The following is a 15224-nucleotide window of genomic DNA, read 5'->3' on the forward strand; positions in this document are numbered from 1 at the left end:
TGGTTCCCCCATGGCTGTTCCTATGCGTTTCCGCCCCCGCGGCGCTGCGCGACGTTTCCGCTTCCCGTTGCTGGCCGCTTTCCTTCTGACCCTGGTCCCATTGGCGGCGATCGAGCCGCCGCAGGCCCAGGCCCAGAGTGAGCTGCGTAAAAGCTTCCCAGGCAGGCGGGTGGGTGGAGGAACCCGCGGTGAGTGCGCCAGTCGCCTTCTGGCCCACCTGGTGCCCTCCAGCAGTGTCTTCGCCCCCGGCAAGGCCCGCTACCTCGGTGTGCTCGAAGGCCCCAGTGCTGCCCCCAGTCCCCTGGAGATCACCTTCCGACCGCTGAGTGATCGCGGCACCGTGGACGGATCGATGTCCTCGGGCCAACGCCGGGTGCTGCCGGCCTCCTCACCGGGCATCACCCTCCTGACCCTGCCCCCAGTGAAGGTGCCGACGATGTGGGAGTCGAGCTACATCTGCCCAGGGGCGGCGGCCACCTCCACCCCTGCTGATCCGCTCAACTTCGTGGCCGCGGACTCGCCGCCGGCCCTGAGCCTGCTGGTCACGGAAGCCTCCAAGGAGGACGCTGCCGTCCAGGCTTCCCTGGCCAAACTGCGCCAGTCCTGTGGCTCCAGCGTGTCCAGCGTGGAAGTGGGCGCCAGCTTCGGCTTGTCTGATCTGATCACGGCCCAGTGGCCAGAGCGGCTTCCAGTGCGCTGTCCCGCCTGAGGCCGCCCCGCAGCTCCCAGATGCGCAGGGGTTCGGTGCGTCCCTTGACGCTCAACGCGCCCCAGTCGAGCCACTCCAGGGGCAGTCCCTTGGGCAGCAGATCCAGGGTGCTGGAGGACACCAGCACCCGGCAGAGATTGTCCTGACGATCCTTGTCGATGCTTTCCAGCCGCGAGGCGCAGTTCACGGCATCGCCGATCACCGCGTACTCCAGCCGCTCGCTGCTGCCCATCGATCCCGCCAGAACAGCGCCGGAATGGACGCCGACGCGCAGGGCCATGGCCGGAAGCCCCTCCAGCTCCAGTTCTTCATTGAGGCTGGTCACGGCCCGTTGGATGGCCAGGGCGGCATCGATGGCGGCCTTGGCGTCGGCCTGCTCGCCACTGCTCAGGGGGGCGCCGAAAACCGCCAGCAGGCCATCACCGGTGAACTTGTTGACCATGCCTCCCCGGCGTGTGATCGCGGGGACGAACAGGGCCATGCCCCGGTTCAGCCAGTCGAGCAGCTCCCCGGGGGTGAGCCGTTCCGACACGCTCGTGAACGAGCAGGTGTCCGACATCAGCACGGTGACCGGCAGCTGGCGCCCCTCGAAGCGCCCGTCGCTGAGCAGCCCATCCCGCTGGTTCCAGAGCTGGCGGGCGACGGCCGGGGAGGTGGTCTGGCCCAGCAGCCGTTCGATCTGCTGGCGTTGTTTCTGGCTGGAGGCGCCCCGGCGCACCCAGGCTGCACCCGCCATGGCGATCAGCCCGGTCAGAGGCATGCTCAACCCGACCCAGAGATAGTTGTAGAGCAGCAGCACGGCGCCGCCGACCAGCAGGGAGGCCACCAGCACCACGACCATCACGCTGCGGCGCAGTAGTCGGAAGGCTTCCCCCAGCACGATCCCCAGCACCACGGCCAGCACTTCGGCGACGCGCTCCACCCAGCCAGGCAGGGTCCGCAGTCGCCGCGGGTCCCCGGCCACGTAGCGGTCCATCAGGCCGGCCAGGCGATGGGCATGGATCTCGACGCCGGGCACCAGCAGCTGTTTCGCCCCGAGGGCGGATCGGGTCTGGGGCACCGGAAACAGGTCCCGCAGGCTGGGAGCGGTGGTCCCGATCAGCACGATGTGGCCCCGGATCTGGTCCCTGGGGATCGGCCTGCGGCCGAGCACATCCTGGAGATTCCAGAGGTGGAAGCTGCCGAGCTGGTGAAAGGAGAGCATCTTCTGGAAACCCGCGGCATCCAGCTGGTCGTAGCCCCCCGACGCCGGCTCCAGCCAGGGGCCCGGTTCGGTGCCCTTCTCAAGCCGCTGCCGCAGGCTCCGCTGGCCCTTGCCCACCTCCAGCAGGCGCAGGGGCAGGGACACGGTGGCTTCGTCCTGGCCGGCCACATGCACCAGATCGCGGCGGATCACCCCATCGGCATCCAGCACCAGATCGTTGAAACCGCGCCGGTCGGCGGGCGTACCCGGCACCGGGCCGATGGCTTCGGCCACGTTGAAGATCGAAACGAGGCGGGGATTACTGCGGAAGCGCTCGCGCAGGCAGGCCTGGTCAGGGCCGACGCCCTGGTCACGGTAGATGTCGAGGCCGATCGCCACCGCCCCTGCGGCACTCAGCCGGTCGATGGCTTCGCACAGCACCTTGTCGTCGATGGGGAACCCGTAGGTGGCGAGGTCCGATTCGTCGATGCCGATGATCGTGATCGCTTTGTCCGTTCCGGGCGGAGCCTGGCGCAGGCTGGTGATCAGGTCGTAGAGCAGCAGGTTGAGGGTTTCGTTGATGGGGCTGCGCTGCAGGGCCAGCAGCAGCAGCCCCGCGGCCGCGTAGGGCACGAGCGAGCGGACGCCATCCCCCAGATGGTGCAACCCCAGACGTGCCAGCAGGGAGGAGAGCGCTGATCCGGGCCCTTTCTTGCTGTCCATCAGGTGCCTTTGAAGGCGAAGAAGAGCCGTTTCATCGTGTCCAGCAGAGCATTGGAGCGTTCCGTGTGCTGTTCGCGATCCAGGTTTTTCAGTTCCGCCTGCCGCTCCTGAACCATGGCGGCGAAGCGCTCCAGCAGGTAGGGGTTCTCGTCCAGCAGGCCCTTGATGCTCTCCCGGTCGACCTCCAGCAGCAGGCATTCCTTGGTGGCCCGCACCGTGGCGCTGCGTGGCGCGTCCAGGAAGAGGGTCATCTCACCGAACACCTCCCCAGGCCCCAGCTCACGCACGGCCACGGTGTGGCCCGGCTCCAGCTCCTTGAGGATCTCCACGGTCCCCCGCAGCACATGGAACATCGAGCGGCCTTCGGCCCCCTCCTGCACCATCGCCTCACCGGGGCCGTAGGCCACCAGGTGGCTGCCTTCGACCAGCGTCTCCAGTTGCTCGCCGCTCAGCTCGGTGAAGATTCCCACGCTGGCCAGGGTCTGGCAGCACTGCTGGGGGGACGGCCGGTCGAGCCGCTGGGGCCGGTCCCGGGTGCGACGCGGTTGCAACTCCCGCACCGGGAAGGGGATGCTCTGCCCCTCACGGGCCAGGGCGTACCAGATCTGCTCCAGGAGATCACTGCGCAGGTCGCCGATGGCCCCATCCCCCAATTCCCGCTGCCACACCTGCAGTTCGTAGGCGATGGCGCTGTCCTGGAACTCCATGACCCGGATGTGGGGGAGCGGTTCGCGCAGCACCTTCGGATGCTGCAGTACCACCTTCTCGAGCAGGGCCCTGGCCTGGGCCGGCGGCAGGTCGTAGTCGAGGCCGACGCTGAACCGGTTGCTGACGGCCCCGGAGCGCCCCAGATTCCGGAGCACCCTCGCGGTGACGAGGCTGTTGGGGACCACCACCAGCTGGCCGTCCATGTTGCGGAGCATGGTGTCTCGCCAGCTCACCCGCACCACCACCCCGCGCACCCCCTGATCCAGCTCGAGGAAGTCACCCTCGGTGAAGTCGTCCCCCAACTGAAGCTCCAGACCCGCGAACAGGTCCTTGAGGGACTCCTGGGCCGCCAGGCCGATCACGGCGGTGAGCACGGCGGAGGTGGTCACCAGCCCCACCAGATCGAACCGCGCCGACTGCCGCACCAGCACCACCGTGGCCAGGGCGCCGCTGCCGAGCGTGAGCAGCTGCATCAGCAGCTGCGGTGGAGGCCGCCACAGCCCCAGGTGGGCCGGGACCTCCAGGGTGGCCCAGAGGGCGATGAGGATGGCGGCGTAGGTGAGCAGCAGGTCGTCGGTGAGCAGCACCCACACCCGATAGGCCGGCAGCACCCCCTGCAGCGGCAGGGAACTCAGCACCGCCCAGGCGGCGATGGCCAGCAGCGGCAACCGCAGCGGCACGGCCGGCAGGTGCCTGAGGCGGCCGAGGCGAGCCAGCACCAGCAGCCCGGCCGTGGCAGCCAGGGCGCTGATCCAGATCTGCAGCAGGGCCAAGGTGCTCGCTTCGATCGCCCCATCCTGCCGCCGAACCTGGCCCTCGGCTCGAGGGACGAGCAGGCTGGTGGCAGCCGTCTCCGTTTTCGATGCGCCCGTTGCTGATGCGCCCCTTCGCCGTCCTGCTGGGTCTGGTGGCGGCCGGGGTCTCCCCCCACGTTGCCGTTGCCCAGGTGCAGTTGCGCTGCGAGGGCACCCTGCTGGAGGCCCGGGGCAGCGCCGAACAGGAACGGCCCACCCGCCGGCTCTCGTTCTCCCTGTCCCTGGAGGCGGAGGCCAGCACCGCGGATGGTGCTCTCCAGAGCCTGCAGGAGCGCCTGGCGGCAGTGCGCACGGCGCTGCAGGGCCAGCAGGTGGAAGAGCTGCGGGTCACCTCGCCCAGCACCTGGCGGCGCGACGCCGAGCGCAACCGGCCGGCCGCCGTGACGGCCAGTCTTCAGGTCAGTGGCCGCCTGCTGCCCCAGCGGCTGCAGGCCCTGATCCGGGAGGTGGGGGCCCTGCCCGGGGTGCGCCTGTCACCGGTGGGCACCGAGGCCGATCGCGGCCTCGATGGGACCGTGCGGCGCCAGCTGCTGCGGGGGGCCTACCAGGACGCCCTCGCCCAGGCCCGGGAGGTGGCCGCCGCCGTGGGCCTGAGCAAGCTCAACCCCCTCGAGGTGCAGCTGGACGGCAACGAATTGCGGCCGATGCAGATGCGGGCTGCCACGGCCGATGCCGCCCCGCCCTTCGATCCAGCCGAGCTGGCGCTGCCGAAGGACCGCCTGAGCCTGACCGTGCGGTTCTGCGCGCGATGACGCGTTTTGGGTTGCGCTGCTGCGTTTTGGGGCTCAACGAGCAGAATGAACCGATCCGGACCCGGAGCCTTGAGCGAATGCGCCACCGCCTGTCGAGCGCTCTGCCGAGTCTGTCGTTTCTGCCGATCCTGATCCTGCTTGTGGGTCCGGCCCTCGGGTCGCTGCCGGTCGAGGCTTCCGAAAGCGCCGTGGTGCAGGAGATCCTCGACGGCAACGAGCTCTACATCGACGGCAAGACGGCCCAGGTGAAGCAGAAGGCCAGCGCCCCCCAGAAGCTCAGCACCCAGAACAGCCGGGGCCAGATCCGGTTCGACAGCGGTGCCGCCGGCCGCCTCAACCGCTTCGCCCTGCTCAAGCTGGGTCAGGGCTGCTTCCTGGTCGAGAAGGGCCAGATCCTGGTGTCTGGCAAGCAGAGCGGCTGCACCCGTTCGGCCCGGCTGAGCGTGCGGGGCACCAATTATCTGATCGATGTCAGCGAGTCGGGGGAGTCTGAGATCTCTGTGCTGGAAGGGTCGGTGGAGGTGGAACCGCTTGTCGACGGAGAACCCACCGGCAAACCCGCCACCACCGTGGAGGCAGGCAACAAGCTGCGGCTCTCGGCCGGTGGGGTCGTGATGGCGCTGCTGGGGCTCAGCGCGAGCGACTACAACGGCATCCTGGGCGGGCCCCTCTTCCAGGGGTTCCGGGTGCCGCTGCCGGCCTACGGCTCCCTGGAGAGCTACATCCGCTCCAAGGTGCCGGGGGTGAACCTGCCCGTGCCGGTCAGCGTCCCGTCGTTGCCTTTCGGTCTGCCGCGCTTCTTCTGAGCCGGTGATTCGACCCCACCCGCTCCTGTTGACCGCCTTGGCGGCGGCCCTGGCCTGGCCCAGCGGCAGCGTGGCCAGCCCGGGCACGTCGGCGGTGGTTCAGGAGATCCTTGATGGCAACGAGCTCTTCATCGAACGCCGTCAGGCCCAGCTGCGGGAGAAGGCGGTTGCGCCCGAACTGGTTCGCACCCAGAACAGCCGCGGCCAGCTGGGCTTCGCCAGCGGTGCCGCCGGCCGCCTCAACCGCTTCACCCAGCTGCGCCTCGGCAGCAGCTGCTTCCTGCTCAGCAGCGGCCAGATCCTGGTGTCCGGTCCGCAGAACGGTTGCACCCGTTCCTCGCGGCTGAGCACCCGCGGCACCAACTACCTGGTCACCCTGCTCGATGGCGGCGAAGCCGAGTTGGCGGTGCTGGAGGGTGCGATCGAACTGCAGCCCCTGGCCGATGGACGACCACTGGACGCGGCGCCGCTGCTTGTGGCTGGGGGCAACAGGGTGCGTCTTTCCAGCCAGGGGGCCCTGCTCTGGCAACGGCCCCTCACCGCTGCCGACTACGCCGCGATCCTCCAGGGACCCCTGTTCCAGGGCTTCAGCGCGCCCTTGCCCGGCATGGCGGCGCTGGAGGCCTTCGTGCAGCGCCGTTACCCCGGGGTGCTTCCCGCCCAGCCCAGGCCAGCACTCAGCAGCGATCGCCTGGTGGAGACCGTCAACCGTTACCGCCGGGAGGCCGGCCGCCCTGCCCTGCAACCCCTGCCGGCGGCCCTGGCCGCCCAGAACGCCACCTATCTGGCCCCGGTGCTGGAGGGGGTGCTGGCCAGCAGCGACTGTGACCACGACCGTTCCCTCTGGGAGGCGTTCCAGAACCGCATGGCGGCGACGGCCAACCTGAGGCCCACCAGTGAGGTGATCGCCTGCCCGATGCCAGCGGGCGCCTGGAACCCGGAGGTCATCGTGTCGCGCTGGATGGGCTCGCCCCTGCACACCCAGATCCTGATCAACCGTCCCAGGGCCCGGGCCATCGACTGTGTGCGGCTGGAGCGCTCCGGCCGGGCCGTCGCGATCTGCACGCTGTGGAGTCCGGTGGCGGGAGCCTCCCCCTAGGGCCTGGGCCGGGCCCGCAGCGGCGGCTTCCCCGATGATGGGGGCCTGCCAGGCGCCAACGCCACCACCACCGGGAGGGGTACGACGAGATGGCACGCTCCCGAACCTTCCGCGTTCTCGTGGTGGCCGTGCTGGCCTGGGTGGGGGTCAGCTCCGGCTGGCCGGGGCCCCGGATGAGGGTCTGGGAACGGGGGGTGGAGCAGCAACTGCTGCTGCTGCGCGGTCCGCGGCGCCCCCCGGCGAAGGTGGTGCTGGTCACGGTCGACGACGCCACGCTCCAGCAGGGCGACTGGTTCGAGGAGGAGGGTCGCATCCCGGAATGGGCCAGGGGCGTCGGCAGCCTGCCCTGGCCCCGCGCCACCTACGGCATGGTGGCGGAGAAGCTGCTGCAGGCCGGCGCCAAGGCGGTGGCCGTGAATGTGGTCTTCGAGGGGCCCAGCGGCAAGGGCGCGGCCGATGACGAGGCCCTGGAGCTGCGCTTGCGGCGTTACCCCGGCCGGGTCGCCCTGGCGGCGGAGATGCTCGAGTCCAACGACACCCAGGGGGCCGGCTCGCTCACCTTCGTGCGGCCGGAGCGCTTCCTGTCGGCGATCGGCGGCACCGGCGCCCTCGGGCTCACCAACGTCCTCGCCGGCACCTCCAGCGAGGCGAGCCGCCATCCGGAGGCTTACGCCAGCGGCGTGCTCCCCGCCCGGGGCGCCGAAGGCCACAGCGCCCTCTCCTCCACCCTGCTGCGGCTGGGGGGCCACCGCAGCCGCCAGGACGACCGGGCCAGCTCCCTCAACTTCTATGGCCCTGAGGGCAGCTTCCGGCGCCTGCCGGCCTGGGAAGTGCTCGACCCCGAGCGTTGGAAGACCCATCCCCTGCGCAAGGACCTGGCCGGTTCGGTGGTGCTGCTCGGCCCTGTCGTTGCCCAGGGGGCCGATGGCTACCCCACCCCCTTCGGCAGCCTGTCCGGGCTGGAGGTGCTGGCCACCGCCACGGCCAACTCGCTGCAGGGGGACGGCCTGCAGCCCTGGCCCCGCAGCGCGCCGGGACGGGCCCTGCTGGCCCTGCTGCCGCTGCTGATCGTGCTCGGGGCGGCCCGACGCTGGAGCGACCTGCGCTGGCGTCTCGCCCTGGTGGTTCTGGTGCTGGTCCTCCAGGGGGCCCTCGTCGCCGTGGCGCTGCAGCAGGCCAACCGCTGGCTGCCGCTGCTGGCGCCCTCCTCGGGCCTGGTCCTGCTGGGCCTGCTCTACGGCGGGGATGCCTACCTGCGGGAGGGGCAGGAGCGGCGGCGCCTGCGCCGCACCTTCGAGCGCTACGTGGCTCCGGGGGTGGTGGCGGAGATCCTCTCCGACCCGGAATCGGCCCAGGGCATTCTGCGCGGCCGGCTGCTGGAGGTGACTGTGCTGATGACCGACATCAAGGGATTCACGGTCCTCACCAAGCAGCGCAGCGGCGAAGGCCAGAGCGAGCTGCACGTGCGCCAGCTCAACGAGTACCTCGGCGCCATGGTGGAGGTGGTCATGGCCCATGGCGGCACCGTCGACAAGTTCATCGGCGATGCGGTGATGGCGGTGTTCGGATCACCGGTGAGCAGGGGGGTGGCCGAAGAGGCCAGCCAGGCGGTGCGCTGCGCCCTGGCGATGCGAGAAGCCCTGGCCGGCCTCAACGAGGACTGGAGCCGCCGCGGCATCGCCACGCTCGACAACGGCATCGGCCTGGCCAGCGGCCAGGTGATGGTGGGCCAGATCGGCAGCCCCCGGCGGATGGAATTCACCGTGATCGGCGACACGGTCAACCTGTCGGCCCGGCTGGAGTCGGCCACCCGGAATGTGGACGCGGCGGTGGTGTGCGACGCCCAGACCGCCAACCTGATTCAGGCTGATGTGGGCCTCGACTCCCGCTCCCTGGGGGCCCAGCCCGTGAAGAGCCTGGGGGAGGTGGAGATCTTCACGGTGTCGCTCCGGGATCAGGCCTCCAGCTCAGGTCAGGCCTCCAGGTAAGTCGTCTGCTCCAGGCTGGCCCGGAGATGGGCCATCAGGCGCCGGGCGTCGCTGATGGCCAGGTCGCCCCGGCCGATGGCCTGCTCGCTGGCCAGGCGGAGCCGCTCCAGCAGCAGGTCGGGGTCGTGTTCCATCGCCTCGAGCACCTCGGCGTTGGTGTTGCCCCGCACCACGTGGTCGACCCGGTAGCCGCCCCCGGCCGCCAGCCGGATGTGCACGGCGTTGGTGCTGCCGAAGAGGTTGTGCAGGTTGCCCATCACCTCCTGGTAGGCCCCGCCCAGGAACAGCCCGATCCAGTAGGGCTCGCCCGGCCGCAGGTGGTGGAGTTCCAGCAGGGGCTTGACCTGGCCCCGATCGATGAAGCGGGCGATCTTGCCATCGGAATCGCAGGTGAGGTCGGCGAAGCTGCCGAGCCGGGTGGGCCGTTCATCGAGCCGGTGGATCGGCAGCACCGGGAAGAGCTGGTCGATCGCCCAGGTGTCCGGCGCCGAGCGGAACACCGAGAGGTTGGCGTAATAGGTTCCGGCCAGGGCCGCCGGCAGGGCCTGCAGCTCCTGGGGGATCACGGTGTCGGCGGCCAGGCCCTCGAGCTGGCCGGCGATCGCCTGGCAGCTCGCCCAGGTGAGCCGCTCGGCCGTGGCCCGCTCCGGCAGGCTCAGGTAGCCGAGCCGGAAGGCGGTGAGGGCGTCCTCCTTGAACTTGAGGGCATCGTTCCAGGCCTCCTGCAGCCGCTCCACCACGGCCCGCTCTCCCCCGCCCTCCCCTTCGACGCCCCCTGCCGTGGCGATCGCCGTGATCAGCGCGTGGGTGTCACGCAGGTTGTGCAGGATCAGGGCCTCGCCCTCGGCCGGCGGCGGCACCGCCTCGGTGTGGCCGCCGGCTCCGAGCACGTCGAACACCAGCACGCTGAAGTGGCTGGCCAGCGCCCTGCCGCTCTCACTCACCAGTGTGGGGGGGCGGATGCCGTGGGGCTCGCAGCACTCCCGGATCGTGGCGACGACGTCGTTGGCGTAGTTCTGCAGCGAGTAGTTGGTGGAGGCGGCGGTGGCAGTGCGGCTGCCGTCGTAGTCGATGCCGAGGCCACCACCCACGTCGAGGAAGCCCATCGGGGCCCCCAGGCGAGTGAGCTCGGCGTAGATCTGGCCGGCCTCCTGCAGGGCGTCCTTGAGGACGGCGATGTCGTTGATCTGGCTGCCGACGTGGAAGTGCAGCAGGCGCAGGTCGTCGAGCAGGCCGGCCTCCCGCAGGCGCTCCACCGTGGTGAGCACGTCGGGGATCGAGAGGCCGAACTTGGCCCTCTCCCCCACCGAGCTGCCCCAACGGCCGGTGCTGCGGGCCGAGAGCTTGGCGCGGATGCCGATGAACGGGGCCCCGCCCAGGGCGCTGCTGGCGGCGATGATCCGCTCCACCTCGTCGGCCTGCTCGATCACCACCACCGGCTGGCGCCCCAGGCGCCTGGCCAGGATCGCCGTCTCGATGTAGCGCCGGTCCTTGTAGCCGTTGCAGATCAGCAGGGCGTCGGGGTCGTCGAGCAGGGACAGGGCGATCAGCAGCTCGGCCTTGCTGCCCGCCTCCAGGCCGAAATGCCAGCGGTGGCCGCTCTCCACCAGCTGCTCCACCACGTGGCGCTGCTGGTTGCACTTCACCGGGAAGACGCCCTGGTAGCGGCCCTCGTAGCCGTACTGGGTGATGGCCCGCTCGAAGGCGCCGTGCAGCCGCTCCAGCCGGTCTTCGAGGATGTCGTCGAAGCGGATCAGCAGCGGCAGGGTCAGGTCGCGTCCCTGGAGCTCCCGCACCAGTTCCACCAGATCGAGGGAGCCGCCGCGGTCACCGCGGGGTTGCACCATCACGTGGCCCCGGGCGCCCACACTGAAATAGGGCTCGCCCCAGCGGTCGATTCCGTAGAGCGCCGCCCCGTCGGCGGCGCTCCAGGCGTCGGCCCGCCCGGAAGGGCCGGAGGGCACGCCCGGCGGGCTGGTCGGGTCGGCGAGCACCATGGCGCCTGGGAGGAGGGAAGCCGGTCGGAGCGAATCTAGGCGTGGCCTTGTGGCGGCCGCTGCGGCACCTTCGGGTCACCGGCGGGTGCCGATCCACGGATCTGTACAGGCTGTACGGGCTCCGAATCACGCTGGCGCAGGACGGTCAACCCCGGCCGGGCGCCTCGCCGAAAGGGTGCGGGGTTGCTTGCCAAGCGGCAGGGCCAGCGCGGACGATGGCCCGATCCCCTTTCCCTTTGCCATGGCCACCGAACGCACCTTCCTCGCCATCAAGCCCGACGGGGTGCAGCGGGGTCTGGTGGGCGAGATCCTCGGCCGTTTCGAGACCAAGGGCTTCAAGCTGGTGGCCCTGAAGCAGCTGGTGCCCAGCCGGGACCTGGCCGAAAGCCATTACGGCGTGCACCGGGAGCGCCCCTTCTTCGCCGGCCTGGTGGACTTCATCACCAGCGGGCCGGTGGTGGCCATGGTGTGGGAAGGGGACGGCGTGATCGCCAGCGCCCGCAAGCTGATCGGCGCCACCAAGCCCCTGGAGGCCGAGCCCGGCACCATCCGTGGCGACCTGGCCGTGAACATCGGCCGCAACGTCATCCATGGCTCCGATGCACCGGAAACGGCCGTGTTTGAGATCGGCCTCTGGTTCCAGCCCTCCGAGCTGTGTGAGTGGACGTCCGCCGACCAGGTGTGGCGGGTCGAGCCCTGAGCGGCCATCCTGGGGTCCTTCGCGTCCCCGGGCCATGGCGCTGCTCAGGAGCTTCCGGCATCCCAGGACGCTGAGCCTGGCGGCCGGGGCCGTGATCGTTTCCGGCCTGACCCTTGTCCTGCCGGGGGCCACGGCGGCTCCCCGGGTGCCCCGGGTGGTGGATGTGCCGTCGCGTCCGGCGTTCGTGAAGCCGCAGGCGTCACCAGAGCGCCCGGCCCTGGTGGGCCAGGTGCTCGGGCCTTCCACCGTGCTGCGCACAGAAAACCCCGGCCGGCTTCAGATCCTGCTGGCCGATGGGCGCAGCTTCCGGCTGGGGGGGAACGCCCAGCTGCGCATCGAGCCGAACCTGCTCGACCTGGTGCGCGGCCGGATCATCGCCTGGATCGATCCGGGATCGAAGGGCAGCACGCCGCTACGGGTCCGCACCCGGGTGGGCACCGCCTCGATCCAGGGCACCACGGTCTTCATCGAGGCCACCGCCGAGACGGTGCTGTTCTTGAGTTGGGAGGGGAAGGTGGAGGTGCGCGCCGCTGACGGCAGCGTGTACCGGCTGACCAGCGGCCAGCGTCTGGAGGCCACGCCCCAGGGATGGAAGGGCCCCCACCGGATGGACGCGGCGGAGGCACGCCAGCGGCGGCGGAACAGCGAGCTGCTCAATGGCTTCCAGGCTCCGATGCAGACCCTGCCGGTGATCGAGCGCGAACTCGGGCTCGCCCCCTGATGCCCCCCTGGCCTGGCCTGGGGCGCCGGCTCTGGTGGCTGGCCCTGGCCGTCCCCCTGCTGGCAGGTCTGGACCGGGTGCCCCTCACCCCCCTGGGGCAGGGGCCGAGGCTGCTCGACGACCAGCTCCTGCAGGCCTTCTTCCAGCTGCGGGGGGGGCGTTCCGCCCCAGCTGATCCGGTGATCCTGGCGATTGATGCCGACTCCCTGGAGCTGGGGGAGTTGCTGGCCCCTGGCGAACGCCAGGCGTCGCCGCTGTGGCGGCAGATGGGCCCCTGGCCCTGGCCGCGGGCCCTGCAGGCCCGGCTGGCGGCCCATGTGTTGGAGCAGGGGGCCACCCGGGTGCTGTTCAACATCGAGTACAGCGAGCCCAGCCGTTACGGGCCCGCCGATGACCGGGCCTTCGCCGCGATCCTCGCCCCCTGGCGCCAGCGGGTGCACCTGGCCGTCCACTACGACGTGCGCCAGGAGGGGGGGCTGGAGCAGAGCCGGCTGCGGCGGCCGATCCACCAGCTGGGTGCCCCCGGCCTGACCACCCTGCTCCAGTCCCCCCGAGGGGTGGTGGAGGCGGTGCCGGGCCTGGACTGGATCCAGTCCAGGCTGGGCGCGTTCCCGCCCCCCTTGCCCAGGCCGATGGCCTTCCTGGCGCGTGCGGCGCCGCCGCCGGTGGCGCCGATGGGGCTCAACTATCCCGGCCCCGCCGGCACCATGTCCCGGGTGCCGGCCTGGCGGCTGCTCGAACTGCCGGCGTCCACCTGGCGGGGACGCAGCGTGCTGATCGGCGTGACGGCCCCGGGTCTGGGGGACCTGCAGGAAACGCCCGTGGGCCCCATGGCCGGCACGGAGATCCAGGCGGTGGCCCTCGCCAACGTGCTGCAGAACCGGGGCCTGATCCGGCTGCCCCTGGCGGGGGACGCTCTGCTGCTGCTGGTCTGGGGAGGACTGATCGGTGTGCTGCTGCGGCGGCCCGCGAGTGCCGGCGGGACCCTGCAGCTGGCGCTGCTCCTGGCGGCGACGGTGCTGCTCACCGGCTGGGCCCTGTGGGCCGTGGCTCTGTTGCGCCTGCCCCTGGCCGCCCTGCTGCTGGCCCCCGTTGCCGGAGGTGGGGTGCGGGCCGTGGGGCAGGGGCTGGCGGAGAGCCGGGAGCGGGCCTACCTGCACCAGGTGCTGAGCCGGCGGGTCTCCCCCACCCTGCTGCGCGACATCCTGCGCAGCCCAGGGCCGGTGTGGAACCAGGCGGTGGGCAGCCGGGCCCGCTGCGCCGTGCTGTTCAGTGACCTGGTGGGGTTCACGCCCCTGAGTGCCGTGCTGGAGCCGGCCGAGCTGTTCGCCCTGCTGAACCGCTACTTCGAGGCGATGGCCGCGGCGGTGCTGGAGCAGGAGGGACTGCTCGACAAGTTCATCGGCGACGCCGTGATGGCGGAGTTCGGGGTGCCCCGCAGCCGTGGGGATGCCGAGGAGGCCAGGGCCGCGGTGCGGGCGGCCCTGGCGATGCAGGAACGGCTGGAGGCCCTGAACGCCGAGCTGGTCGCGGCGGGCACACCACCGTTGCGGCACGGGATCGGGCTCCATTTCGGCGAGGTGATCGCCGGCAACCTGGGCTCCTCCCAGCGCCTGGAGTTCACGGTGGTGGGGGCCAGCGTCAACGTGACCAGCCGCCTGGAGGGATTGACGCGACTCTTCCCCGAGCACCCGATCCTGATCAGCGGCGATCTGCTGGCGCTGCTGCCGGGGGAGCTGGCGGTGCTGCCGCTGGGGGGCCACGCCCTCAAGGGCTGGCCCGTGCCCCTGGAGGTGTATGCGCTGCAGGGGTTGCAGGCTGCGGCCGGTCCCAGCGAAACGGCGCCAGCAATTCGGGGCTAGCCCCGGAGCGCTGCTCGGCCGCTGTGATCGCTTCGGCGATCAGCTCCGCGGTGATGGCCGCCAGCAGCACGCCGTTGCGGTAGTGGCCCGTGGCCAGCCAGACCCCCTCGATGGGGCCGGGGCCGAGCAGCGGTGCCCCGTCGGGTGTGCCGGGCCGGAAGCCCCACCAGCGCTCCATCGGCGGCCAGAGCGCTGCTTCCGGCAGCAGGGCGACGAGACCCTGCTGCAGCTGCTTCTGGCCCTCGGGGGTGAGGCCGTCGTCGAAACTGGCCTCCGGTTCGCTGGTGGCGCCCACCACGAGCAGGCCGTCCTCCCGCGGCACCAGGTAGGTGCCGGGTCCGAACAACACCCTCTTCAGGCTGGCCCTGGGGCCCTGCAGCGACAGCATCTGGCCCTTCACAGGACGCACCGGCAGCGAGGGCAGCAGCTGGCCACTCCAGGCGCCGCAGGCGAGCACCGCCGTGGTGGCGGCGATCGTGTGCTCGCCCCCCTCGGCCCGGCGCAGCCGCACCCCCCGCAGGCGACCGCCGTCCCCGGTGAGCAGCTCCAGCACCTGGCTGCCCTCCTCGAAGCGCACCCCCAGGGCGACGCAGGCCCGCTCCAGGGCGCGCATCAGGCGGCGGCGGTTGTCGATCTGGCCGTCCTGGGCAAACAGCAGTCCATGCCGCCAGGGCGTGCCGAGGCCCGGCAGCTCCCGTTCCAGGCCGGTGCGGTCGAGGGGCACGCCCCAGGCGGCGGTGGGGTAGGCGTCGCGCTCGGCAGCACTGGAGAAGGGGACGACGATGCCGCAGGGCCGCAGGCCGCAGGGGAGGCCGCTGTCGGCCTCGATGCGGGCCACCCAGGCCGGAATGCGCTCCAGGCTGGCCTGGCCCAGGGCCAGCATCGGGCCGCTGAGGCCTTCGGCGTGGGGGGCGAGCATGCCGGCGGCCACGAAGCCCGCCGCCTCGCTGCGCCGGCGGCTGAGCACGGTCACGGCCCTGCCCAGGCGGGCCAGCTGGTGGGCAATGGCGAGGCCCATCAGGCCGCCACCCAGCAGCAGCACGGGAGGGTGATTGGAAGGGGTGCCAGCCAGTGTCCGTGCCTCCGGGTCTTGCGGGTTTCAATTCAAGCGGCTGCCCGCCGCTGCATAGGATCGGATCCACTGCCTCCGGCCGACGGCGG

Annotated in this window: 12 protein-coding genes; 8 read left to right on the plus strand and 4 right to left on the minus strand. The window is 71.2% G+C overall.

The features are described 5' to 3' along the window. Positions 1 to 22 precede the first annotated feature (22 nt). The gene (locus KQ305_RS13665; protein WP_259725947.1) at positions 23 to 709 is read left to right on the plus strand and encodes a hypothetical protein; all 687 of its coding nucleotides are present in this window, start codon (positions 23 to 25) and stop codon (positions 707 to 709) included. Here KQ305_RS13665 and KQ305_RS13670 read toward each other — a convergent pair. Then, positions 663 to 2615: an adenylate/guanylate cyclase domain-containing protein gene (locus KQ305_RS13670; RefSeq protein ID WP_259725948.1), complete on the minus strand. Its 1953-nt coding sequence runs from the start codon at positions 2613 to 2615 to the stop codon at positions 663 to 665. The two genes, KQ305_RS13665 and KQ305_RS13670, sit on opposite strands and share 47 nt — an antisense overlap. Next, positions 2615 to 4096, minus strand: a complete 1482-nt coding sequence (locus KQ305_RS13675) for a mechanosensitive ion channel family protein (protein ID WP_259725949.1) — start codon at positions 4094 to 4096, stop codon at positions 2615 to 2617. Before KQ305_RS13675 ends, KQ305_RS13670 begins: the two co-directional genes overlap by 1 nt. Positions 4097 to 4185: 89 nt before the next feature. Here KQ305_RS13675 and KQ305_RS13680 point away from each other — a divergent pair, with 89 nt between their 5' ends. From KQ305_RS13680 to KQ305_RS13695, 4 genes are all read left to right on the plus strand, one after another. Next, positions 4186 to 4890 (plus strand): SIMPL domain-containing protein, encoded by a 705-nt coding sequence (locus KQ305_RS13680; protein ID WP_259725950.1) that lies wholly within the window; start codon positions 4186 to 4188, stop codon positions 4888 to 4890. A gap of 77 nt (positions 4891 to 4967) precedes the next feature. Further along, a complete protein-coding gene (locus tag KQ305_RS13685; protein ID WP_259725951.1) occupies positions 4968 to 5696 on the plus strand; it encodes a FecR family protein in 729 nt (242 codons plus the stop codon). Positions 5697 to 5700: 4 nt separating this feature from the next. Then, positions 5701 to 6795: a FecR family protein gene (locus KQ305_RS13690; RefSeq protein ID WP_259725952.1), complete on the plus strand. Its 1095-nt coding sequence runs from the start codon at positions 5701 to 5703 to the stop codon at positions 6793 to 6795. A gap of 89 nt (positions 6796 to 6884) precedes the next feature. Further along, entirely contained in the window at positions 6885 to 8783 is a 1899-nt protein-coding gene (locus KQ305_RS13695; protein ID WP_259725953.1) for an adenylate/guanylate cyclase domain-containing protein, read from the plus strand. Here the strand turns inward: KQ305_RS13695 and speA are convergent. Continuing rightward, the gene (gene speA / locus KQ305_RS13700; protein WP_259725954.1) at positions 8768 to 10780 is read right to left on the minus strand and encodes a biosynthetic arginine decarboxylase; all 2013 of its coding nucleotides are present in this window, start codon (positions 10778 to 10780) and stop codon (positions 8768 to 8770) included. The genes KQ305_RS13695 and speA overlap by 16 nt on opposite strands. Before the next feature lie 241 nt (positions 10781 to 11021). Here speA and ndk point away from each other — a divergent pair, with 241 nt between their 5' ends. From ndk to KQ305_RS13715, 3 genes are read left to right on the plus strand one after another with little or no spacing between them, the layout of a single operon-like run. Next, complete coding sequence (gene ndk / locus KQ305_RS13705) at positions 11022 to 11480, plus strand: nucleoside-diphosphate kinase (RefSeq protein WP_259725955.1); 459 nt, start codon at positions 11022 to 11024, stop codon at positions 11478 to 11480. Positions 11481 to 11514: 34 nt separating this feature from the next. Continuing rightward, complete coding sequence (locus tag KQ305_RS13710) at positions 11515 to 12201, plus strand: FecR family protein (RefSeq protein ID WP_259725956.1); 687 nt, start codon at positions 11515 to 11517, stop codon at positions 12199 to 12201. Continuing rightward, positions 12201 to 14063 carry an adenylate/guanylate cyclase domain-containing protein gene (locus KQ305_RS13715; RefSeq protein WP_259725957.1) on the plus strand — a complete coding sequence of 621 codons (1863 nt, stop codon included), beginning with the start codon at positions 12201 to 12203 and terminating at the stop codon, positions 14061 to 14063. Before KQ305_RS13710 ends, KQ305_RS13715 begins: the two co-directional genes overlap by 1 nt. Here KQ305_RS13715 and KQ305_RS13720 read toward each other — a convergent pair. Then, positions 13969 to 15081 (minus strand): FAD-dependent oxidoreductase, encoded by a 1113-nt coding sequence (locus KQ305_RS13720; protein WP_399231708.1) that lies wholly within the window; start codon positions 15079 to 15081, stop codon positions 13969 to 13971. The two genes, KQ305_RS13715 and KQ305_RS13720, sit on opposite strands and share 95 nt — an antisense overlap. Positions 15082 to 15224 lie beyond the last annotated feature (143 nt).

The sequence above is a fragment of the Synechococcus sp. CS-1332 genome (assembly GCF_025127995.1).
In the GTDB taxonomy this organism is placed as follows: Bacteria; Cyanobacteriota; Cyanobacteriia; order PCC-6307; family Cyanobiaceae; genus Cyanobium.